This is a genomic window from Streptomyces longwoodensis, from assembly GCF_001514125.1.
Classification (GTDB): domain Bacteria; phylum Actinomycetota; class Actinomycetes; order Streptomycetales; family Streptomycetaceae; genus Streptomyces; species Streptomyces longwoodensis.
In genome coordinates, this window is the sequence record NZ_KQ948552.1 from 221,229 (window position 1) to 242,228 (window position 21,000).

20 protein-coding genes are annotated in these 21,000 nt (G+C 74.2%); 9 read left to right on the forward strand and 11 right to left on the reverse strand.

Going from position 1 to position 21,000, the window contains the following annotated elements; genetic code table 11:
* Window positions 1-30 precede the first annotated feature (30 nt).
* Complete coding sequence (locus AQJ30_RS13500; protein ID WP_067233114.1) at window positions 31-477, forward strand: type II toxin-antitoxin system PemK/MazF family toxin; 447 nt, start codon at window positions 31-33, stop codon at window positions 475-477.
* Here the strand turns inward: AQJ30_RS13500 and AQJ30_RS13505 are convergent.
* Window positions 462-1,289: a TIGR02452 family protein gene (locus AQJ30_RS13505; RefSeq protein ID WP_067233116.1), complete on the reverse strand. Its 828-nt coding sequence runs from the start codon at window positions 1,287-1,289 to the stop codon at window positions 462-464. The two genes, AQJ30_RS13500 and AQJ30_RS13505, sit on opposite strands and share 16 nt — an antisense overlap.
* Before the next feature lie 270 nt (window positions 1,290-1,559).
* Between AQJ30_RS13505 and egtA the strand changes: the two genes are divergently transcribed.
* From egtA to egtD, 4 genes are read left to right on the forward strand one after another with little or no spacing between them, the layout of a single operon-like run.
* On the forward strand, window positions 1,560-2,882 hold the full coding sequence (gene egtA / locus AQJ30_RS13510; RefSeq protein ID WP_067233118.1) for an ergothioneine biosynthesis glutamate--cysteine ligase EgtA: 1,323 nt from the start codon (window positions 1,560-1,562) through the stop codon (window positions 2,880-2,882).
* The gene (egtB, locus tag AQJ30_RS13515; protein WP_067233120.1) at window positions 2,879-4,195 is read left to right on the forward strand and encodes an ergothioneine biosynthesis protein EgtB; all 1,317 of its coding nucleotides are present in this window, start codon (window positions 2,879-2,881) and stop codon (window positions 4,193-4,195) included. The genes egtA and egtB overlap by 4 nt, the downstream gene beginning before the upstream one ends.
* Entirely contained in the window at window positions 4,195-5,019 is an 825-nt protein-coding gene (gene egtC / locus AQJ30_RS13520; RefSeq protein WP_067233121.1) for an ergothioneine biosynthesis protein EgtC, read from the forward strand. Before egtB ends, egtC begins: the two co-directional genes overlap by 1 nt.
* Entirely contained in the window at window positions 5,016-5,978 is a 963-nt protein-coding gene (gene egtD, locus AQJ30_RS13525) for an L-histidine N(alpha)-methyltransferase (RefSeq protein ID WP_067233123.1), read from the forward strand. The genes egtC and egtD overlap by 4 nt, the downstream gene beginning before the upstream one ends.
* A gap of 57 nt (window positions 5,979-6,035) precedes the next feature.
* On the opposite strand, the gene AQJ30_RS13530 is transcribed toward egtD, so the two are convergent.
* The gene (locus AQJ30_RS13530; protein ID WP_079084009.1) at window positions 6,036-7,253 is read right to left on the reverse strand and encodes an extracellular solute-binding protein; all 1,218 of its coding nucleotides are present in this window, start codon (window positions 7,251-7,253) and stop codon (window positions 6,036-6,038) included.
* A gap of 287 nt (window positions 7,254-7,540) precedes the next feature.
* Between AQJ30_RS13530 and AQJ30_RS13535 the strand changes: the two genes are divergently transcribed.
* Entirely contained in the window at window positions 7,541-7,768 is a 228-nt protein-coding gene (locus AQJ30_RS13535) for a dodecin (protein WP_067233127.1), read from the forward strand.
* Between the two features lie 95 nt (window positions 7,769-7,863).
* On the opposite strand, the gene AQJ30_RS13540 is transcribed toward AQJ30_RS13535, so the two are convergent.
* A complete protein-coding gene (locus AQJ30_RS13540) occupies window positions 7,864-8,355 on the reverse strand; it encodes a phosphatase domain-containing protein (protein WP_067233128.1) in 492 nt (163 codons plus the stop codon).
* Between the two features lie 118 nt (window positions 8,356-8,473).
* Between AQJ30_RS13540 and AQJ30_RS13545 the strand changes: the two genes are divergently transcribed.
* A complete protein-coding gene (locus AQJ30_RS13545; RefSeq protein WP_107119588.1) occupies window positions 8,474-9,460 on the forward strand; it encodes an LLM class flavin-dependent oxidoreductase in 987 nt (328 codons plus the stop codon).
* On the opposite strand, the gene AQJ30_RS13550 is transcribed toward AQJ30_RS13545, so the two are convergent.
* The 5 genes from AQJ30_RS13550 to AQJ30_RS13570 all read right to left on the reverse strand — a co-directional run bounded on the left by AQJ30_RS13550 (window position 9,430) and on the right by AQJ30_RS13570 (window position 14,662).
* Entirely contained in the window at window positions 9,430-10,296 is an 867-nt protein-coding gene (locus AQJ30_RS13550; protein ID WP_067233131.1) for a lysophospholipid acyltransferase family protein, read from the reverse strand. The two genes, AQJ30_RS13545 and AQJ30_RS13550, sit on opposite strands and share 31 nt — an antisense overlap.
* Window positions 10,296-11,075 (reverse strand): GNAT family N-acetyltransferase, encoded by a 780-nt coding sequence (locus tag AQJ30_RS13555; protein WP_067233133.1) that lies wholly within the window; start codon window positions 11,073-11,075, stop codon window positions 10,296-10,298. The genes AQJ30_RS13550 and AQJ30_RS13555 overlap by 1 nt, the downstream gene beginning before the upstream one ends.
* 218 nt (window positions 11,076-11,293) lie before the next feature.
* Window positions 11,294-12,043: a succinate dehydrogenase/fumarate reductase iron-sulfur subunit gene (locus AQJ30_RS13560; protein WP_067233134.1), complete on the reverse strand. Its 750-nt coding sequence runs from the start codon at window positions 12,041-12,043 to the stop codon at window positions 11,294-11,296.
* A complete protein-coding gene (locus tag AQJ30_RS13565; RefSeq protein ID WP_067233136.1) occupies window positions 12,040-13,989 on the reverse strand; it encodes a fumarate reductase/succinate dehydrogenase flavoprotein subunit in 1,950 nt (649 codons plus the stop codon). Before AQJ30_RS13565 ends, AQJ30_RS13560 begins: the two co-directional genes overlap by 4 nt.
* 1 nt (window position 13,990) lies before the next feature.
* Complete coding sequence (locus AQJ30_RS13570; protein WP_067233574.1) at window positions 13,991-14,662, reverse strand: succinate dehydrogenase; 672 nt, start codon at window positions 14,660-14,662, stop codon at window positions 13,991-13,993.
* 131 nt (window positions 14,663-14,793) lie between these two features.
* Here AQJ30_RS13570 and AQJ30_RS13575 point away from each other — a divergent pair, with 131 nt between their 5' ends.
* Window positions 14,794-15,678 carry a LysR family transcriptional regulator gene (locus AQJ30_RS13575; RefSeq protein WP_067233137.1) on the forward strand — a complete coding sequence of 295 codons (885 nt, stop codon included), beginning with the start codon at window positions 14,794-14,796 and terminating at the stop codon, window positions 15,676-15,678.
* Between the two features lie 102 nt (window positions 15,679-15,780).
* Here the strand turns inward: AQJ30_RS13575 and AQJ30_RS13580 are convergent, their stop codons facing one another.
* The 3 genes from AQJ30_RS13580 to AQJ30_RS13590 all read right to left on the reverse strand — a co-directional run bounded on the left by AQJ30_RS13580 (window position 15,781) and on the right by AQJ30_RS13590 (window position 20,040).
* Window positions 15,781-17,916 carry a putative bifunctional diguanylate cyclase/phosphodiesterase gene (locus AQJ30_RS13580; RefSeq protein WP_067233139.1) on the reverse strand — a complete coding sequence of 712 codons (2,136 nt, stop codon included), beginning with the start codon at window positions 17,914-17,916 and terminating at the stop codon, window positions 15,781-15,783.
* A complete protein-coding gene (locus AQJ30_RS13585; protein WP_067233140.1) occupies window positions 17,913-18,725 on the reverse strand; it encodes an SAM-dependent methyltransferase in 813 nt (270 codons plus the stop codon). The genes AQJ30_RS13580 and AQJ30_RS13585 overlap by 4 nt, the downstream gene beginning before the upstream one ends.
* 352 nt (window positions 18,726-19,077) lie before the next feature.
* The gene (locus tag AQJ30_RS13590) at window positions 19,078-20,040 is read right to left on the reverse strand and encodes an SCO0930 family lipoprotein (protein ID WP_067233142.1); all 963 of its coding nucleotides are present in this window, start codon (window positions 20,038-20,040) and stop codon (window positions 19,078-19,080) included.
* Between the two features lie 818 nt (window positions 20,041-20,858).
* Here AQJ30_RS13590 and AQJ30_RS39785 point away from each other — a divergent pair.
* Complete coding sequence (locus AQJ30_RS39785) at window positions 20,859-20,987, forward strand: hypothetical protein (RefSeq protein WP_277754752.1); 129 nt, start codon at window positions 20,859-20,861, stop codon at window positions 20,985-20,987.
* Window positions 20,988-21,000: the final 13 nt, after the last annotated feature.

Here is a 21,000-nt window from a genome sequence, read left to right on the forward strand (position 1 = left end):
GGTCACGGGGGCACGCTCTACAGTGCCCCCGTGACCGCGTACGAAGATGAGCACGTCCCGGGCCGGTACGGCCCCACCGCCACCGCCGAGGCCGACCCGCTTGAGGTCGGCCGGGTGCGCACCGCGTACGCGCCCGCCCACGACGGCGACCCCGATCCCGGGGAGATCGTGTGGACCTGGGTGCCGTTCGAGGAGAACGACGGGCGCGGCAAGGACCGGCCGGTGCTGGTCGTCGCCCGGGAGGCCGCGGGCACGGTCCTCGCGGTGCAGCTGTCGAGCAAGCGGCACGACGCCGACCGGGAGTGGGTGCCGATCGGCAGCGGCCCCTGGGACCGCTCGGGCCGGGACTCGTGGGTGGCGGTGGACCGGGTGCTGCGCCTGCACGAGGCGGGCATGCGCCGGGAGGCGTGCGCCCTGGACCGGGGCCGCTTCGACCTGGTCCGGCGGCGCCTGCAGGAGCGCTACGGCTGGAGCTGAGGCTCCGCGAAAGTCCGTTCGAACGCCTGGCGCACCCCGGCACCCGGGGTGCGGTCCAGCACCCCGAACACCACGTGCGCGAAGGTCCCGGCGAACCGTCCGCCCGGCCCGAGCAGCGCCCGGAAGGCCCCCGCCACCTGCGCGGGGTCGTTGCGGAACACCCCGCAGCCCCAGGCGCCGAGCACCAGTCGCCGGTAGCCGTGCGCGGCGGCCGTCTCCAGCACCCGCTCGGCCCGTACGGCGAGGGCGCCGGGAAGGTCGCCCGCCCGCTCCGGGGCCGTGCGCAGCACCACGCCCGCGTTGGGCGCGGCCGCAGTCAGGAAACCCGCCTCGTACGGCTGCTCCAGCAGTCGGCCGCGGTCGTCGCGGAAGACCGGCACGGCCGGCGAGTGCACGACCCGGTCCGAGTAGAACGGGTCGCGGTGGGCACGGTGGTGGGCGTAGAACTCCGGGACCCGCAGCAGGCACGTGTACAGCGCGGAGGCCCGGCACAGGGCCTCCTCCTGGGCCTGCGCCCCGTTGAGGAAGCCGCCGCCCGGGTTGCGGGCCGAGGCGAAGTTCAGCACCGCGACCGGCCGGTCGGCGAGCCGGCGGGCGGCGGCGAGGCTGCTCTCGCCGGTGACCTCGACGACCGTCTCGGTGGGCTCGGTCTTCGGCACGGGCACCGGGAGCGGGCCCGAGACGGCCGTACCGTGCCGGGCCGCCTCGATCCGGGCCCGCAGGGGCACCTCGCGCCCGTCGGGCAGGCGGTAGGCGCCCGCCGCCACGATCCGTTCGGTCTCCTGCGCGATGTTCCGGAGCCGGGCGCTCATGGCGTCACCCCCGTGCACGCCATGAGCGCCCCGGCCGTCCGTTCCCCCGTCGTGCTCATGAACGCATCGTGAGCGATGCTGGTCCTGGATCGCAACGCGGTTTTTCGGGTCCACGTCCCGAGCGGGTGGCGGACACCGGCAGAGGTGACGGGTCCGGAACATGCGGTTGTGCACCCTTGTGCGAACGGGCGCGAGGGGTTTGGGTGGGACGAGTGTGCCGTGCCCCGACCGGGGGCCGGCGACATGTCGCGACCACAGGAGGATCCTGACATGTCCGACGCGTCGACTGACTCGGCGGGCGACTGTACGGAGCACCGCACAGTCCTCACCGAGGCCGATGTGGAGGCCCTCATCCGGGGCATCTGTTTCAAGACCGGCCCGCCCCGCACCGTCGGGGTGGAACTGGAATGGCTGGTCCAGGAGCTGCGTGATCCGCGGCTCCCCGTCACACCCGAACGACTCGCGGCGGCCTACGCCGCACTGCGCACGGTGCCCCTGGAGTCGGCGCTCACCGTCGAGCCCGGCGGCCAGCTGGAGCTCAGCTCGCCGCCCGCCGCCTCCCTCACCGCCTGCGTGGAGACCGTCTCGGCCGATCTGGCCGCCGTCCGGTCCGTGCTTCGCGGCCAGGGCCTCGCCCTCGCCGGACTAGGCACCGATCCCTGGCACCCGCCCCGCCGCTTCCTGCACGAGCGCCGCTACGACGCGATGGAGACCCACCTCGACCGCGCCGGGCCGGCCGGCCGCGCCATGATGTGCAGCTCGGCCTCGGTGCAGGTGTGCCTGGACGCCGGGCACGAGGAGCCCGGCCCGCTGGGGCACGGGCGGCGCTGGTGGCTGGCGCACACCCTGGGCGCGGTCCTGGTGGCCGCCTTCGCGAACTCCCCGGTGCTGGACAACCGGCCGACCGGCTGGCGTTCCACGCGGCAGCTGCTGTGGACGGCGATCGGCCCCGGCCGGGCGGGCGCCCCGCCCCTGGAGGAGGAGCCCCGCACCGCCTGGGCACGGCATGTCCTGGACGCGCCGGTGATGTGCCGGCGCCGGGACTCCGGCCCGTGGGACGTGCCGGACGGGCTGACGTTCCGGGAGTGGACCCGCACCGGGGCCCCCACCCGTGACGACCTCGACTACCACGTCTCGACGCTGTTCCCGCCGGTCAGGCCGCGCGGCCACCTGGAACTGCGCATGATCGACGCGCAGCCCGGCGAGGACGGCTGGATCGTGCCGCTGGCGGTGACGACCGCCCTGTTCGACGATCCGGAGGCCGCCGAGACGGCCTACCGGGCGGTCAAGCCGCTCGCCGAGCGGGCCCGGCCCCGCCCCGCCCCGCACAACCCGCTGTGGCTGGACGCGGCCCGCGCGGGGCTCTCCGACCCCGAGCTGCGCGAGGCGGCCGAGGTGTGCTTCGCGGCGGCCCTGGAGGCCCTGCCGCGGCTCGGCGCGGACCGGGCGCTCGTCGACGCCGTGGCGGGGTTCCGGGACCGCCACGTCCTGGCCGGCCGCTGTCCCGCCGACGACCTCCTCGACCGCCTGGGCGGCGCGGACGGTCACCCCGACCCCGACGGTCACCCCCACGGGAAGGACATCCCCTCATGACGGAACCCGCCTTCGACGCCGAGACCCTGCGCGAGCGGGCTCTGACCACCCTCGTCACGGCCCGTGAGCGCACCACGCTCCTCACGAGCTGTGTCGAGGAACCCGACCTGACCGCGCAGATCTCGCCGCTGATGTCCCCGCTGGTGTGGGACCTGGCCCACATCGGCAACCAGGAGGAGCTGTGGCTGCTGCGCGCGGTCGGCGGCCGGGACGCGATGCGGCCGGAGATCGACGGCCTGTACGACGCCTTCGAGCACCCGCGCTCCGAGCGCCCGTCCCTGCCGCTGCTGTCGCCGGAGGAGGCGCGGGCCTACGCCGCCGAGGTGCGCGGCCGGGTCCTGGACGTGCTGACGTCGGCCGACTTCCACGGCGCCCGGCTCACCGAGGCGGGCTTCGCCTTCGGGATGGTCGCGCAGCACGAACAGCAGCACGACGAGACCATGCTGATCACCCATCAGCTGCGGCGCGGCCCGCAGGCCCTGACCGCGCCCGACCCCGACCCGGCGCCGCTGTTCACCGGGCCGGCCGAAGTCCTGGTGCCCGGCGGCCCGTTCACCATGGGCACCTCCGCCGAGCCGTGGGCGCTGGACAACGAACGGCCCGCGCACCGGGTCGACGTGCCGGCGTTCCACATCGACACCACGCCGGTCACCAACGGCGCCTACCAGGCGTTCATCGCGGACGGCGGCTACGACGACGAGCGCTGGTGGACGCCGGAGGGCTGGGCGCACGTGCGGCGCACCTCCCTCACCGCGCCGCTGTTCTGGCACCGCGACGGCGGACAGTGGCTGCGCCGCCGCTTCGGCGTCACCGAGGTGGTGCCGCCGGACGAGCCGGTGCTGCACGTGTGCTGGTACGAGGCCGACGCCTACGCCCGCTGGGCCGGACGCCGGCTGCCCACCGAGGCGGAGTGGGAGAAGGCGGCCCGCTTCGACCCCGCGACCGGCGGTTCGATGCGCTACCCGTGGGGCGACGCCGACCCGTCGCCCGAGCACGCCAACCTCGGCCAGCGGCACCTGCGCCCGGCCCCGGCCGGCAGCTACCCGGCCGGTGAGTCGCCGCTGGGCGTACGGCAGTTGATCGGCGACGTGTGGGAGTGGACGGCGAGCGACTTCCTGCCGTACCCGGGGTTCCGGGCGTTCCCGTACAAGGAGTACTCGGAGGTGTTCTTCGGCCCGGAGTACAAGGTGCTGCGCGGCGGTTCGTTCGCCGTGGACCCGGTGGCCTGCCGGGGCACCTTCCGCAACTGGGACTACCCGGTCCGGCGCCAGATCTTCTCCGGGTTCCGCACGGCCCGCTCGGCAGCCGCCTGATGTGCCGTCACGTGGCGTACGTGGGGGGCGAGGAGCCGCTCGGCCGGCTCCTCGTCGAGCCCCCGCACGGCCTGTACCGGCAGTCCTGGGCGCCGCGCCACCAGCGGCACGGCACGGTCAACGCCGACGGCTTCGGCGTGGGCTGGTACGCCGGGGGCGACCCGGTGCCGGCCCGCTACCGGCGGGCCGGGCCGATCTGGGCCGACCTGTCCTTCGCCGACCTGGCCCGGGTGGTGCGCACCCGGGCGCTGCTGGCCGCCGTGCGCGACGCGACGCTGTCCGGGGCGGACGCGGAGGCCGCGGCGGCGCCGTTCGCCGCGGGCCGGTGGCTGTTCAGCCACAACGGCGCCGTCCCCGGCTGGCCCGGCTCCCTGGCGCCCCTCGCGGGCACGCTGACGGCCGCCGACGTGCTGTCCCTGGAGGCCCGCAACGACTCGGCGTTCGTGTGGGCGCTGGTCCTGGCCCGGCTGCGGGCCGGGGACGACGCCGGGCGGGCGCTCGCCGACACGGTGGCCGAGGTCGCCGGAGCCGCCCCGGCGGCCCGGCTGAACCTGCTGCTGACCGACGGCGACACGATCACGGCGACCGCCTGGGGCGACACCCTGTGGTACCTCGCCGGGCCCGGCCGCGGGACGGTCGTGGCCTCCGAACCGTACGACGACGACCCCGCCTGGCGGGAGGTCGCCGACCGCACCCTGCTCACCGCGAGCCGGACCGAGGTGCAGCTCACCCCCCTCAAGGACCCCGGCACCGGGGTCCCCGGGGGCACCCCCGGCCCGGCCGACGACGCGACACCCGCACCGACCGAGGAGCACTGGACGTGAGTCCGTTCCGCATCACCCGCACCCTGCCCGAGGACGCCACGGACGCGGCGCTGCGCGCCGACGTGCTGCACGGGCTCACCACCACACCCAAGACGCTGCCGCCGAAGTGGTTCTACGACGCGCACGGCAGCGCCCTGTTCGAGCTGATCACCGACCTGCCCGAGTACTACCCGACGCGCGCCGAGCGGGAGATCCTCGACGCCCGGGCCACCGAGATCGCCGCCGCGTCCGGCGCCCGCACCCTCGTCGAACTGGGCTCCGGGTCCTCCGAGAAGACCCGGCTGCTCCTGGACGCCCTCACCGGCCTGCGCGCGTACGTCCCGGTCGACGTCAGCGAGAGCGCGCTGACCGGCGCCGGGCAGGCCCTGGCCGCCGAGCGGCCCCGGCTGGAGGTGCACGCCCTGATCGCCGACTTCACGCGGCCGCTGGAGCTGCCGGACACACCGGGTCCCCGGCTGGTGGCGTTCCTCGGCGGCACGATCGGCAACCTGCTGCCGGCCGAGCGGGCGCGGTTCCTCGCCTCGGTGCGCGCGCTGCTCGCGCCCGGCGACGCCCTGCTGCTCGGCACGGACCTGGTCAAGGACGAACAGGTCCTGGTCCGGGCCTACGACGACGCCGCCGGGGTGACGGCCGCGTTCAACAAGAACGTCCTGGCCGTCGTCGACCGGGAACTGGGCGCCGACTTCGACCTCGACGCCTTCGACCACGTCGCCCTGTGGGACGCGGAGCAGGAGTGGATCGAGATGCGGCTGCGGTCCCGCACCGCCCAGACCGTGAAGGTGCCGGCCCTCGGCCTCGCCGTGGACTTCGCGGCGGGCGAGGAGCTGCGCACCGAGGTCTCGGCGAAGTTCCGCCAGGACGGCGTGCGCGCGGAACTGGCCGAGGCCGGCCTGGAGTTGGCCCACTGGTGGACGGACACGGAGGGCCGCTTCGCGCTGTCGCTGAGCACGGTGCGCTGACCGGGGGCCGGCCTCCTGGTCCGAGCTCCTCGCGCCGGCCGGGAGCCGGGCCCCGGGTCAGCCGGCGTCGACCGTCAGCGCCTCCGTGATCCGCGCGGAGGCGCGGCGGGCCTCGGTCGCCGGGTCGGAGCCGGTGAGCACCTTCGTCATGTAGGCCTTGATCGGGTTGTCCGCCTCGACGGCGGCCCACTCGGGTGTGCTGGGGGTCGCCCGGCCCTGCGCGGCTCCGGCCGCCATGGCCGCGACCCCCTCCTCACCGGCCACCGCGGAGGCCAGCTTCGCCTTGTTGGGCACGTAGTTCATGGTGCGGGCCAGGTCGGTGTCCCAGCGGGCGCCGGTCAGCGCGGCGACCACGGCGATCGCGTCCTCGCGCCGGTCGGTCGAGCGCGGGACGACCAGGTCCGAGCCGCCGGTGAAGACGGCGCCCGGCTTGCCCGCGGTGTGACCGGGCACCGGGAAGAACCCCAACTTCCCCTTCAGCTCCGGGTTGCTGTCCAGGATCGCCCGCGCGAGACCGGGCACGGCGACGATCTGGGCGGCCTTCCCGGACGCGAACACACCGGCCTGCGGCGGGTGTTCCTCGTCGGCGTCGGCCGGTCCCTCACCGAGGGCGTGCAGCCGCCGGTAGAAGTCCATGCCGCGCAGCGCCGCGGGGCTGTCCAGGGCGCCCGACCAGCGGCCGCCCTCCTCGACGGCGAGCTCGCCGCCCTCGTCCCAGATGAACCCGGCTAGGGTGTACCAGTCCTGCCCCGCGAGGTAGATGCCCTGCGTGCCGTCGCCGTCCAGGCGCTCGGTGACGTCGAGCCACTGGGCGCGGGTGCGGGGCGGCGCGGTGACGCCGGCCCGGGCGAAGAGGTCCTTGCGGTAGATGACCACGCGGTTGGCCGCGTACCAGGGGATCCCGTACTGGTGGTAGCGGAGTTGGCCGGGCTCGGCGAGGCCGGGCAGCCAGTCCTTGCCGCCCCAGTCGCGGGCCGACTCCAGCGTCAGGTCGAGCAGCCGGCCGCCGTCGACGTACTGCGGGACCTGGGTGTTGCCCACCTCGATGACGTCCGGCGCGTCGGGGTGGTTGCCCTCCTCGTCGCCCGGCTGGTCGCCCGCCAGGACCTTCTGCACCTTGTCGCCGATGCCGGTCCACTCCTGGATGCGGATGTCCAGGCGCAGGTCGGGGTGTTCGCGCTCGAAGTCCTTCGTGAAGCGTTCCAGGAACTCCTGGGAAGCGCTGTCCTTCATCAACCACACGGTGACCGTGTGCCGTTCGGACCCACCGGGCATGAGGCCGCAGCCGCTCAGGAGGGATGCGGACACGCACAGGAGGGCGAGGAGGCGTCGTCGTCTCACGAGGGTCCTTGTTCTGCCTGGTGGACAGGGGCGAGGGGCCCGACGTGGGGGACCGAGCGCGGCGCTCGTACGGGTGACCTGGATTTTGGTATGGACCAATGCGGAGGTCAAGGGTTTCCCGGCGTCCCGCGCCGACGCCTCGCGCCGCGCCGCAGCTTGCGGCACGGTGGAGTGACGCGTGCCACACCGCGGGACGCGGCCGTCTCCCGAGAGGAACAGCCATGACGAACCACACCTACCGGGTCACCGAGATCGTCGGCACGTCCCCGGACGGCGTCGACCAGGCCATCCGCAACGGCATCACCCGCGCCTCGCAGACGTTGCGCAACCTGGACTGGTTCGAGGTGACCCAGGTGCGCGGCCAGCTCGAGGACGGCGACGTCGCGCACTGGCAGGTGGGCCTCAAGGTGGGCTTCCGCCTGGAGGAGGGCGAGAGCGCGGGCGAGTGAGCCAGTGAGCGCGTGACGGGGCCGGGGACCGCCGGGGCTTCCTCCGGCCCCGGTCCCGGGCCCGCTCCCGGGCTCAGGTGGGTCCGACCCCGGGCTCAGGTGCGGCCTTCGCCCTCCTGGGCCTGGCGCAGCGCGCCCGACGGGGTCGCCCAAGTGGCCCGTACGACCGTGAAGCCGGCGTGCTCGGCGTCGTCGCACACCAGCGGGTCGTCGTCCACGAGGACACGGACCTCGCGGGCGCGGGCCAGCCGGCCCAGGATCTCCAGCTTGGTGCGGCGCGCGGGCCGGCGGTCGCCGTCGCGCCGCATGTACACGCGCCCCTCGGGACACCCGTGCGCGGCGAGCCACTCCAGGGTGTCCCGGCGGCAGCGCTCGGGCCGCCCGGTGAGGTACACGACCTCGCAGGCGGCGGCGCTCTCGACGGCCAGCGCGATGCCCTCGGCCAGCGGCGGGTCCTGCGGGGCGGCGGCGAAGAAGGCGTCCCAGTCCCGCGGCCGCCGCTCCAGGAAGCGCTGGCGGTGCGCGGTGTCGGCGAGCGTGTTGTCCAGGTCGAAGACGGCGAGCGGCCGCCGCGCACTGTCGGTCACGCGGCCAGCCTAGGCGGGACCCCTGACACCCGCCCCCGCGCCCGCGCCCGCGCCGTCGGAATGCCGGAGAGCGGAGGGCGTTGAACCCTGTGTGAACTCGTCGAACCCGTCGAACCCGTTGACCGCTCGTGCGCGCTTCTCCGTCCTCGACCGCTCCCGCATCCGTGAGGGGCGTCCGCCCGGGGAGGCGCTGCGCGACACCGTGCGGCTGGCGCGGGAGGTGGAGGCGCTCGGGTACCACCGGTTCTGGGTGGCCGAGCACCACGGGGTGCCGGGCGTGGCCGGGTCGGCGCCGACGGTGCTGGCGGCGGCCGTGGCGGGCGCCACCGCGCGCATCCGGGTCGGCACGGGCGGGGTGATGCTGCCCAACCACCGCCCGCTGGTGGTCGCCGAGCAGTTCGGCGTGCTGGAGTCGCTGTTCCCGGGCCGGATCGACATGGGACTCGGCCGCTCCGTCGGCTTCACGGACGGGGTGCGCCGGGCCCTGGGGCGCGACAAGGAGGACGCCGAGGACTTCGCCGCCCAGATCGAGGAGCTGCTCGGCTGGTTCCGGGGCACCTCCCCCACCGGAGTGCACGCGCGGCCGGCGGAGGGGCTGGGCGTGCCGCCGTTCGTGCTGGCGATGGGCGAGGGTGCGGACGTCGCCGCCCGGCTGGGCCTGCCCCTGGTCATCGGCGACCTGCGCGGCCGGGACCGGATGCGGCGCGGGATCGACCGCTACCGTGACGCCTTCCGCCCCTCCTCCTGGGCGCCGCAGCCGTACGTGGTCGTCTCCGGCACGGTCGCGGTCGCCCCCACGCCGGAAGCGGCCCGGCGGCTGCTGGTCCCGGAGGCGTGGTCGATGGCGTACTCCCGCACGCACGGCACGTTCCCGCCGCTGCCGCCGGCCGAGGAGGCCGAGCGGCGCACGATGACCGACAAGGAGCGCGGTCTCTACGAGTCCGGCCTCACGGGGCACATCGCGGGCACGCCCGAGCAGGTCGCCGGGGAGCTGGAGACCCTGCTCGAGGAGACGGAGGCCGACGAGGTGCTGGTCACGACCAGCACCCACGACCGCGAGGCGCTGCTGGACTCCTACCGGCTGCTGGCCGCCGTGGTGCGCTGAGCGGGCCCGCCGGGCACCACCCGGGCCGGACGGACGTGCGGGGCGTGCGCGTCCGCCCGCGCGCCGGCGCCCCGCGCGGCCGTCTCGGCCGCCGCCGCGAGGTCCCGGCGGGAGCCGTACGGCGCCAGCCTCGGCTGTACGTCCACGTCGGCCACCAGGCCGCGGGCCGTGACCACCCGCCACAACGAGGCGAGCAGCGAGTCGTCGCCGATGAACGCGGGCGCGGTGCTGGCCGTCCCGCCCCCGGTGCGGTAGCGGATGCGCACCGGCTGCACCGGGACCCCGGCGTCCAGCGCCGCCTGGAACGCGGCCCGGCGGAAGCGGCCCTGGGCGCGTCCGCACCAGGTGCTGCCCTCGGGGAACACCGCCACGGCCTGTCCGCGGCGCAGCACGTCGGCGAGGTGGGCGACCGTGCCGGGCAGCGCCCGCAGCCGGTCCCGGTCGATGAACAGCACGCCGCCGCGCGCGACGATCCGGCCCGCCACCGGCCAGGTCCGGATCTCCTGCTTGGCGACCATCCGGGCCGGCCGGACGGCCGCGAGCAGCGGGACGTCCAGCCAGGAGATGTGGTTGGCGACCAGCAGCAGCCCGCCGTCGGGCGGGGCCGCCCCGGTGATGCGCACCCGTACGCCGGCGGCGCGCACGACCGTACGGCACCACCCCCGCACCCACGCGGCGGGCAGGCGTCCGCCGAGCGGGGTCAGGGCGATGCCGGCGAGCAGCAGCAGGACCACGGCGGTGAGCCGGGCCACGGCGCGGGGCGCGGCCGTGGCCCGCGAGGTCGCGTCGATGCACGCCCGTGGGGTGCAGGGCGCGCCGGGCAGCCAGACGCTCATCAGGCCGCGGCGGGCACGAGGGAGAGGAAGTGCCGCAGGTAGCGCGGGTTGACCCGGCGCATCGACAGCAGCACGTACAGGTCGGCCACTCCGAAGTCCGGGTCGTGGGCGGGCTCGCCGCACACCCAGGCGCCGAGGCGGAGGTAGCCGCGCAGCAGGGCGGGCAGCTCGGTGCGGGCGGCCGGCGCGGACCCCTGGCCCGGCGTCCAGGGCAGCAGCGGGCGGACCCGGTACTCCTCGGGCGCGAGGTGCTTGTCGCGCACCCGGTCCCAGGTGGCGGCCGCGAGCCGGCCGCCGTCGGCCAGCGGGACCGAGCAGCAGCCGGCCAGCCACTCGTGGCCGCCGTCGACCATGTAGCGGGCGATGCCGGCCCAGATCAGGCCGATGACGGCGCCGTCGCGGTGGTCGGGGTGCACGCAGGAGCGGCCGACCTCGACCAGGCCCGGGCGAATCGCGTGCAGCGGGGACAGGTCGAACTCGCTCTCCGAGTAGAGCCGTCCGGCGATCGCGGCGCGCTCCGGCGGGAGCAGCCGGTAGGTGCCGACGACCTGCCCGGTCAGTGTGTCGCGGACCAGCAGGTGGTCGCAGTACGCGTCGAACGGGTCGACGTCGTGGCCGGGCTGCGGGCTGGTCAGCAGGGCGCCCATCTCGTCGGCGAACACGTCGTGCCGCAGGCGCTGCGCGGCCCGCACGTCCTCCTCGTCGCGGGCCAGGCCGACGGTGTAGCGGGTGGGGGCCGTGCTCTGCGGGGGTCGGTCGAGGGTGGGAACGCCGGTCATGGCTCTCTCCTGGTCACGGGCCGTCGGCGGCGAGCGGTGCCGCCGGTCCTGTTCTTCCGACGGCGGTTGGCGTGTACGTGACCGTTGCCAGGAGCGTGGGTGTGGGGTTGTTGAACAGCCCGGGGAACCCGGAGGAACCCAGACGGGGCCGGGGATGAGCACCACTCCCGGCCCCGCCCGTCCGCCCTGTGCGGCGAACGTCTCTTGAAGGGTCTTCCCTACCTCTTGGCGACCTTGCGGGTCGCGCGCAGCCACTCCTTGTTCATGCTGGTGATGGAGGTCAGCGGGATGCCCTTGGGGCAGGCGGTGGCGCACTCCCCGGCGAGGGTGCAGCCGCCGAAGCCCTCCTCGTCCATCTGCGCCACCATGTCGAGCACCCGGGTCTCGCGCTCGGGCGCGCCCTGCGGCAGCACGTTGAGGTGGTTGACCTTCGCGGAGGTGAACAGCATCGCCGCCCCGTTGGGGCAGGCCGCCACGCACGCCCCGCAGCCGATGCACTCGGCGTGCTCGAAGGCGAGGTCGGCGTCCGGCTTGGGCACCGGTGTGGCGTGCGCCTCCGGCGCGGACCCGGTCGGCGCGGTGATGTACCCGCCGGCCTGGATGATCCGGTCGAACGCCGACCGGTCCACCACCAGGTCCTTGATCACCGGGAAGGCGGACGCCCGCCACGGCTCGATGTCGAGGGTGTCGCCGTCCCGGAAGGACCGCATGTGCAGCTGGCAGGTGGTGGTGCGCTCGGGGCCGTGCGCCTCGCCGTTGATCACCAGGGAGCACGCGCCGCAGATGCCCTCGCGGCAGTCGTGGTCGAAGGCCACGGGATCCTCGCCCTTGAGGATGAGCTCCTCGTTGAGCGTGTCGAGCATCTCCAGGAAGGACATGTCGGGCGAGACGCCGTCCACCTCGTACGTGGACATGGCGCCGTCGGCGTCGGCGTTCCGCTGGCGCCAGACGCGCAGGGTGAGCTTCATGCGTAGCTCCGCTGGGTGGGGTGGACGTACTCGAAGACCAGGTCTTCCTTGTGCAGGACGGGGGCCTCGCCGGTGCCGGTGAACTCCCAGGCCGCCGCGTAGGAGAACTCCTCGTCCCGGCGGGCGGCCTCGCCGTCGGGCGTCTGCGACTCCTCGCGGAAGTGGCCGCCGCAGGACTCGGCGCGGTGCAGCGCGTCGAGGCACATCAGCTCGGCGAGCTCCAGGTAGTCGACGATCCGGTTGGCCTTCTCCAGCGACTGGTTGAACTCCTCGCCGGTGCCGGGCACCTTGATGCGCCGCCAGAACTCGTCGCGGATCTGCGGGATGCGCTCCAGGGCCTTGCGCAGCCCCGACTCCGTGCGGGCCATGCCGCAGAACTCCCACATCAGCTCGCCGACCTCGCGGTGGAAGCTGTCCGGCGTGCGGTCGCCGTCGACGGACAGCAGCAGGTGCAGCCGGTCCTGGGTCTCGGCAAGCGCCTCCTGGACGACGGGGTGTTCGTCATCCACCGGGCCGAGGCCGGGGTTGCGGGCGAGGTAGTCGTTGATGGTGGCCGGCAGGACGAAGTAGCCGTCCGCCAGGCCCTGCATCAGCGCTGAGGCGCCGAGCCGGTTGGCCCCGTGGTCGGAGAAGTTGGCCTCGCCGATCGCGAACAGGCCGGGGATCGTGGTCTGCAGGTCGTAGTCGACCCACAGGCCGCCCATCGTGTAGTGCACGGCCGGGTAGATCCGCATCGGCACCTGGTACGGGTCCTCGTCGGTGATCCGCTGGTACATGTCGAAGAGGTTGCCGTACTTGGCCTCGACGGCCGCGCGTCCCATGCGCCGGATCGCGTCCGCGAAGTCCAGGTAGACGCCCTGGCCGCCGGGGCCCACGCCCCGGCCCTCGTCGCAGACGTTCTTCGCGGCGCGGGAGGCGATGTCCCGGGGGACGAGGTTGCCGAAGGAGGGGTAGATGCGCTCCAGGTAGTAGTCGCGCTCGTCCTCGGGGATCTCGTGCGGCGGCCGGGTGTCGCCCTTGGCCTTCGGCACCCAGATCCGGCCGTCGTTGCGCAGCGACTCGCTCATCAGCGTCAGCTTGGACTGGTGGTCGCCGGTGCGCGGGATGCAGGTGGGGTGGATCTGGGTGAAGCAGGGGTTGGCGAAGTACGCGCCGCGCCGGTGCGCCCGCCAGACGGCGGTGGCGTTGGAGTTCATGGCGTTCGTCGACAGGTAGAAGACGTTGCCGTAGCCGCCGCTGGCGAGGACCACCGCGTCCGCGAAGTACGTCGACACCGTCCCCGTGACCAGGTCCCGGGCCACGATGCCGCGGGCCCGCCCGTCGACGACGATCAGGTCCAGCATCTCGGTGCGCGGGTGCATCTCCACGCCGCCGGCGGCGATCTGCCGCGACAGGGCCTGGTAGGCGCCGAGCAGCAGCTGCTGGCCCGTCTGGCCGCGGGCGTAGAAGGTGCGGGAGACCTGGACGCCGCCGAAGGAACGGGTGTCGAGCAGGCCGCCGTACTCGCGGGCGAAGGGCACGCCCTGGGCCACGCACTGGTCGATGATCTCGACCGAGATCTGCGCCAGGCGGTGCACGTTGGACTCGCGGGCCCGGAAGTCGCCGCCCTTGACGGTGTCGTAGAACAGGCGGTGGACCGAGTCGCCGTCGTTGCGGTAGTTCTTCGCCGCGTTGATGCCACCCTGCGCGGCGATGGAGTGGGCGCGGCGCGGGGAGTCCTGGTAGCAGAACTGGACGACGTGGTAGCCCTGTTCGGCCAGGGTGGCGCCGGCCGAGCCGCCCGCGAGACCGGTGCCGACGACGATCACCGTGTGCTTGCGGCGGTTGGCGGGGTTGACCAGCTTGGCCTCGAAGCGGCGCTTGTCCCAGCGTTCGTGGACCGGGCCGGAGGGCGCCTTGGTGTCGGCGATTGGGGCGCCGGTCGTGTAGGTCGCGTAGTCGGTCATGTCAGCTCACCACTCCGGTCATGACGCCCACGGGAACGGCGACGAAGCCGGCCGTGAGCAGCAGCGCGAGGACGTCGGCGACGGCCCTGAGGGCCCGGTTGCGGGTGCGGCTGCCGGCGCCGAGGGTCTGCGCGGCGCTGAAGAAGCCGTGCCGGACGTGCAGGCCGAGGGCGAGCACCGCGACGATGTAGACGACGTTGCCGTACCAGGTGGAGAAGGTGTCCACGACGTTCTGGTACGGGTGGCCCTCCTGGAAGCCGCCGGCGTGGACGGTGCCGGTGGTCAGGTCGAGGAGGTGCCAGACGATGAACAGCCCGAGGATGACGCCGCCCCAGCGCATGGTGCGCGTGGCATAGCTGGCCCGGGCCTTCCTGTGGACGTACTTGCTCGGGCGGGCGCGCAGGTCGCGGCGGCTGAGCTGGTAGGCGGACACGGCGTGGGCGACGACCGCGGCGACGAGCACGACGCGGATCATCCAGAGCGTCCACTCGTAGTGCATGAACGGCTCGCCGAGCGTGCGCAGCCAGTGGGCGTAGTGGTTGAACTCGCCGGGGCCGAAGAAGATCTTCAGGTTCCCGATCATGTGGACGACCAGGTACAGCAGCATGACGATGCCGCTGACGGCCATCACCGCCTTCTTGCCGACGGAGGAGTCCCACACGGTGCGCGCCAGGGAGGGCCGTCGGTCCGTCCGCGTTGCCAGTGCCATGGCACCAGACGCTAGGCGCCCGACCCCTCATCGGTCCAAGACATGGTCCGGCTTGATTCCATAGGAACGGACTATCACGGTCGTATGCTGGCGCCATGCAGTTCCAGCAGCTCCAGTACTTCGTCGCCGTCGCCGAGACCCGGCACTTCACCCGGGCCGCCGAGCTGGTGCACGTGGCCCAGCCGTCGCTGTCGCAGCAGATCAGGGCACTGGAGCGGGACTTGGGCGCCGACCTGTTCGTGCGGGCCCGCGGCAACATCGCGCTCACCGACGCGGGCGAGGCGTTGCTGCCGCTGGCCCGGCGGATCCTCGCGGACGCCGAGACGGCCCGCTACGAGGTGCAGGAGCTGGTGCAGCTGCGCGGGGGCCGGGTGCGGCTGGGCGCGACCCCGAGCCTGTGCACCGGCCTGCTGCCGGACGTGCTGCGGGCCTTCCACGACCGCTACCCGGGCGTCCGGCTGCTGATCGAGGAGAGCGGCTCGCACGACCTGATCCGGGAGCTCGCCCGGGGCGCGCTGGACCTGGCGCTGGTGGTGCTGCCGCTGCCCACGCCGGCCCCGGCCCTGACGACCGTGGAGCTGCTGCGGGAGGACCTGGTGGTGGTGTCCTCGCCCGACGCGCCCCGGCCCGGTGGCGGGAAGCGCGCCGTGGACGTCGCCGATCTGGCCGGCGAACGCCTGGTGATGTTCCGGCACGGCTACGACCTGCGGGAACTGACCGTCGCGGCGTGCCGCTCCGCCGGGTTCGAACCCTCCTTCGCGGTGGAGGGCGGCGAGATGGACGCCGTGCTGGGCTTCGTCCGGGCGGGGCTCGGGGTGGCCGTGGTCCCGCGCATGGTCGCGGCCCGCTCGGGCCGGGGCCTGCGGGTCACGCCACTGGCCCGGCCCGGACTGCACCGCACGATCGCACTGGCCCACCGCAGCGACGTCGCTCCCCCACGGGCCGCCCGCGAGTTGCAGCGGATGCTGCTGGAACGCTGACCTCCGGGACGGCGCGCGGCCCCGGCCGGCCATCGGCGCGCGCCCCGACCGGCCTGCGGCACGTGTCCGGCCCGGCCCCGGCGCGGAACCGCGCCGCGCCGGTCAGCCCGTGGAGTCCACCAGGGCCAGCTGGTGCAGGCGCTCGGGCGGGCCCGGACGGGCGTAGTACCAGCCCTGGGCCGTGTCGCAGCCCAGTATCCGCAGCTGCTCGGCCTGCGCGCCGGTCTCCACGCCCTCCACGGTCACCGCGAGGTCCAGGCTGTGGGCCAGGGAGACGATGCCCTCGACGATCTTCAGGTCGACGGGGTCGGCCGGGAACTGCTGCATGCTCTGGGTGAAGGAGCGGTCCAGCTTGAGCACGCTCACCGGCAGCCGGCGCAGGTTCGCCAGGTTCGAGTAGCCGGTGCCGAAGTCGTCCAGGGCGATGTCGACGCCCATCTCGGCCAGCCGGCGCAGCGGCTTGAGCAGGTCGTCGTCCGCGCCGATCAGCGCCGACTCGGTCACCTCCAGGCACAACGCCTGCGGTGCGACGCCGGCCCGTTCCAGGATGTCCACCGTGTCCTGCACCAGGCCGGGGTGGGTGAGCTGGCAGGGCGAGAGGTTCACGTTGATCCGCAACGGCCCGCCGTCGCCGTACCGTTCGCGCCAGTCGCGGGCCTGGCGCACCGACTGCTCCAGCACCCAGCGGCCCAACGGCACGATGAGCCCGGTGTCTTCGGCGAGCGGGATGAACCGGTCGGGGCCGAGGATGCCGTGCTGCGGGTGCAGCCAGCGCACCAGCGCCTCCGCGCCGCGCACGCTGCCGTCGCCGAGGTGGACCAGCGGCTGGTACTCGATGAAGAACTCGCCGCGCTCCAGGGCCGCCGGCAGCGCCGTCGTCAGGCCGTGCCGGGTGATCGCGCGGGCGTCGGCCTCCGGGTCGGCCAGCTCGAAGCGGTTGCCGCCCGCCGACTTGGCCCGGTACATCGTGATGTCGGCGCTGCGCAGCACCTCCGCCGCGCTGCGCTCGCCCGCCGCGCCCTCGACGATGCCGATGCTGCCGCGAACGGTCAGCTCCCGGCCCTCGATGCGGACCGGGGCGAGCAGGGCGTTCATGATGCGCGCGGCCAGCTCGTCGACCTCGTGCCGGGCGTTCGGGCCGGTGGTGAGCGCCACGAACTCGTCGCCGCCCAGGCGCGCGACCATCTCGCCGGGCGCGGTGGCGCAGGACTGCAGGCGGTCGGCGACCTCGACGAGCAGCCGGTCGCCGGCCGCGTGGCCGAGGCTGTCGTTGATGGTCTTGAAGCCGTCCAGGTCGAGGTAGCACAGGCCGAAGCGCTGGCCCTCGCCGGCCGCCAGGACCTTTTCCAGCCGCTCGAAGAACAGCGTGCGGTTGGGCAGTCCGGTGAGCGCGTCGTGGGTGGCCTCGTAGCGCAGCCGCAGGTTCAGCAGCCGCCGCTCGGTGGTGTCCTCCATCAGGGCCAGCTGGTACTGCGGCCGGCCGTCGGCGTCGCGCAGCAGGGACACCGTGAGGTTGGTCCACAGGACCGTGCCGTCGGGCCGGTAGAAGGCCTTCTCCACGTGGTAGTGCTCGCGTTCGCCGCGCACCAGCTCGTCGTAGAGCTTCCAGACCTGGGGGGCGTCCTCGGCGTGCGTCCAGTCCTTGACGTTGCGGGCGCGGAAGGCGCCCTCGCCGCCGCCGAACATGCGCTGCAGGGCGCCGTTGACCTGGAGGACGTTGCCGTCGAGGTCCGCGATGCCGATGCCTATGGCGGCGCCCTCGAACACCGCGCGGAAGCGGGCCTCACTGGCGTGCAGCGCCTGCGCGACCACGCCCTGGGCCTGCAACGCCGCCCGGGCGATGGCCTCCTGCTCGGCGAGGGTGCGCTCGCGCAGCGCCTGCGCGAACCCGGCGGCCATGGCGTGCTGGAGCCGGGAGGAGCGCAGCCGCAGCTCCTCCTGGGGGCCGTCCTCGCCGCAGTACAGCACCAGGTACGCCTCGACGCAGTCCAGCGCGCGGCTGAGCGCCTCGGGGTCGGTGCAGTGCGCCCGGACGAGCGCGGCACCCACGGCCCGGCCCTCCTCGGCGTCGAACGCCCGGGCCAGCAGCGCCACGCGCAGGCGCCGGGCCAGCGGCAGCAGCAGTTGCTCGAACTCCGGCCGGGTCAGCGACGTGGAGGTGACCGGGAAGACCGCCCGGCTCCAGATCGTCGCGAACCGCCGCAGTCTGTCCTCCGGCCCGTCCGGCTCCGCGCTCACGCCGTGGTCCCCACGCCGGCGAACCCGGAGAAGGCGAAGGGGTCCTCGTCCTCCGGTGACGTCTCCGGCCGCCACCGCGGCATCGGCACCAGTCCCGGTTCCACCATGTCGTACCCCTCGAAGAACCGCGCGATGTCCTCGCGCGAGCGCATGATCAGCGGGTTGCGGATGTCCTTGTACACGTCCACCGCGCCCTCGGCCCGCTCCGGCGGCAGCGGGATCCCCTCGTACGAGGCGTGCGTGAGGATCAGCATGCTGCCCGGCGCACAGGCGTCGCGCAGCTCGGCCACCGCCGCGTACGGGTCGTCCTCGTCCTCCACGAAGTGCAGTATGGCAACGAGCAGCAGGGCGACCGGACGCTCGAGGTCGATCAGCCGCTGCACCTGGGGACTCGCCAGGATCTCCCGCGGCTTGAGCAGGTCGGCCGCGACGACGTCGGCGTGCTGGTTGCCCTCCAGCACCGCTTGGCTGTGCGCGACGGCCACCGGGTCGTGGTCGACGTAGACGACCCGGGCGCCGGGACTGGCCTCCTGGGCGACCTCGTGGACGTTGCCGTACGTGGGGATGCCGGAGCCGATGTCGAGGAACTGGGTGATGCCCTCGGCCGCCGCAAACCGCACCGCACGCCGGGTGAACGCCCGGTTCGCCTGCATGATCTTGGGCAGTCCCGGCATGAACTCCAGGGCCCTGCGCGCCGCTTGGCGGTCCACCTCGAAGTTGTGGGAACCGCCGAGGAAGAAGTCGTAGATGCGCGAGACGCTGGGCACCGAGATGTCGATGCTCCGCGGGGCCCAGGCGGGACGCTCCATCTATCTCTCCAAGGCGTAGGCGATCCGGTGTTCGAGCAGAGGCTACTGATCGCCCGCCAATGGAGCGAGTGGAACCGGAAATTGACCGTCCGTTCCCGGTCACTGCCTGCGGCACGTGCCGCGCCGCGGGCGCCGACCGGTCTCCACGAAACGTACCGGAGGCGTCGCGGAGCGTTCCGGATCCCGAAGGGGCGGCGTCCGGTTCCCGTGCAGGAGATGAAGCGACGACGACGCTCCGTCCCGGAGGGCGTCGGCCGGGGAACGCAGAGGTCCGCCCCCTCCGTGCGGTGCGGAGGGGGCGGACGGGGCCGGACGCGTGGGCAGGGGCGGGTCAGCCCTGGGGAGGTGACCGCTACTGCTTCGGCGCGCCGACCGGCTTGCCGTTGGGGGCGACGGCGTACCAGGTGCCGCCGACTCCCTGGCCGTTGATGTCCCCGGGCGCCTTGTCACCGGAGAAGGTGTAGATGGGCCAGCAGTTGACGGTCTGCTGCTTCACCCCGTCGGGCCGGCTGAAGCTCATCAGGCCCTTCTTCTGCACGCCCTTGACGTCGTCGCCGACCGGCGCCACGGCCGGCCACTTCTCCAGGCAGGCGCCGGTGCAGGCGGACACGGGCTTGGGCCAGGCCTCGTCCTTCATGAAGCGGTAGACCGTCATGCCGTTGCGGTCGACGACGATCTCGCCGAGGTTGGGGTCCTTGCGCACCGAGAGTCCGGGCAGGGCGCTGACCTTGGCCTTCTTGCCGTCGGGGGCGAGCGCGAACCACTTGTTGCCGACGCCCTGGCCGCTGGTGTCGCCGGCCGTGGTGTCCTTGGCGTAGTAGTAGGCCGGCCAGCCGCCGACCGTGAGCTGCTTGCTGCCGTCGGCGCGGGTGACCTCGCCGAGCAGCGACTTGTCGATGCCGTCGCCGGCGGTCACGCCGTCGGCGGGCACGGGCGGCCAGGCGGTCGCGCAGTCGCCGGCGCAGTTGGACTTCGGCGGTTCGGCGGTGTCCTGGTCGAACCGGTACAGCGTCTTGCCGTTGCCGTCGGTCAGGATCTTGCCCAGCTCGGCGTTGGCGGAGACGGCCAGCTCACCGGCGGTGCCGCCCTGGGCACTGGCGCCCGCGCCGGCCGCCTCGGCCCCGGGGCTGGCGCTCGCGTCGACGCCGCCGTAGCCGCTGCCGGCGCCGAGGCCCCCGGTGACGGCCGGGGCGGTGGCGCCCACGTTCTGGCTGCCCGCCGCGCTGCCGGCGCTTTCCTGACCGCACGCCGTCGTCAGCGCCAGCACAGCCGCGGCGCTCGCCACGAGGGAGGCGCTCCGCCAGGAGGTCTTCATCGTCAACTCACCGATCCTCACAAGGGTGTTGCAGCGCCCTGCTGCGCCGCTGCACGGCACTGGGTACGCACGGGGCGGGGTGTTGTGTTCAACCGCGGCCCGAAAAACTTTCCGCCGCCTGTGCGCCGGGGGCACTCCGGCGCGGCCGCCGACCGTCTCGCCACGCGGTTTCGAACACCTTTCGTACCGGTGTGCGGGAGATCGCCCGGACGGTTGCGGCCCGATCAAACCGACGCCCGCGAATATCCTCCGTTCGGGCCAACCGCGCCCGCGTGCGGGCCCGCACGCGGGCGCGGGGCCGGATGATCGGCCTCGTGCATGGACCCGAAACGACCCGATCCGCTCCCGCAGCGACCCGCCGCGCGCTCGCCGCCCGGGCGGCCGCGGTGGCGACGGCCGCCTGGCTCCTCGCGGGCGTGCCGGCCGGGACGGCGTCGGCCGACGCCTGCGCCTGGGCGTCGACGGGCCCGGGCGGCATCGATGCGGTGGCGGTCGCGGGCGGCCACCACTGGCCGGACCCGCCGTGCCCGAAGCCGACCCCGCCCCCGTCGAAACCGCCCGAGCCCCCGAAGCCCAGCCCGACGCCCCCGCCGCCGAAGCCCACCCCCACGCCTCCCCCGCCGAAGCCCACGCCGACCCCGGCGCCCAAACCCCCACGCCCCGCGCCCCCGCCGCCGAAGCCGGCCCCGCCCGCCCCCGCGCCGCCCGCGGCCCGGCCGGCGCCGCCCCCGCCCGCCCCGGCACCGAAGCCCAGGCCGGCGCCGAAGCCGACCCCTCCGCCCAGGCCCGCGCCCCCGCCGAGCCCGTCCGCGGCCCCCGTGCACTTCCCGGCGTACCACGCGGCACCGCCCCGGCACATCCGGCACCACGGACCGTCGCCGGTCACCTACGTCCTGCTCATCACCGCGCCCGCCATCGTCGCCGTCGCCGCACTCCGGCCCCGCTAGCGCACTCCTGGAG

Coding starts and splice junctions, on each gene's coding strand:
- AQJ30_RS13555 (WP_067233133.1), bottom strand. CDS start 11,075: ATGACCGGCGTTCCCACCCTCGACCGACCCCCGCAGAGCACGGCCCCC.
- AQJ30_RS13530 (WP_079084009.1), bottom strand. CDS start 7,253: ATGCCCGGTGGGTCCGAACGGCACACGGTCACCGTGTGGTTGATGAAG.
- egtC (WP_067233121.1), top strand. CDS start 4,195: ATGTGCCGTCACGTGGCGTACGTGGGGGGCGAGGAGCCGCTCGGCCGG.
- AQJ30_RS13505 (WP_067233116.1), bottom strand. CDS start 1,289: ATGAGCGCCCGGCTCCGGAACATCGCGCAGGAGACCGAACGGATCGTG.
- AQJ30_RS13575 (WP_067233137.1), top strand. CDS start 14,794: ATGCAGTTCCAGCAGCTCCAGTACTTCGTCGCCGTCGCCGAGACCCGG.
- AQJ30_RS13535 (WP_067233127.1), top strand. CDS start 7,541: ATGACGAACCACACCTACCGGGTCACCGAGATCGTCGGCACGTCCCCG.
- AQJ30_RS13565 (WP_067233136.1), bottom strand. CDS start 13,989: ATGACCGACTACGCGACCTACACGACCGGCGCCCCAATCGCCGACACC.
- egtB (WP_067233120.1), top strand. CDS start 2,879: ATGACGGAACCCGCCTTCGACGCCGAGACCCTGCGCGAGCGGGCTCTG.
- AQJ30_RS13585 (WP_067233140.1), bottom strand. CDS start 18,725: ATGGAGCGTCCCGCCTGGGCCCCGCGGAGCATCGACATCTCGGTGCCC.
- AQJ30_RS13590 (WP_067233142.1), bottom strand. CDS start 20,040: ATGAAGACCTCCTGGCGGAGCGCCTCCCTCGTGGCGAGCGCCGCGGCT.
- egtA (WP_067233118.1), top strand. CDS start 1,560: ATGTCCGACGCGTCGACTGACTCGGCGGGCGACTGTACGGAGCACCGC.
- AQJ30_RS13560 (WP_067233134.1), bottom strand. CDS start 12,043: ATGAAGCTCACCCTGCGCGTCTGGCGCCAGCGGAACGCCGACGCCGAC.
- AQJ30_RS13550 (WP_067233131.1), bottom strand. CDS start 10,296: ATGAGCGTCTGGCTGCCCGGCGCGCCCTGCACCCCACGGGCGTGCATC.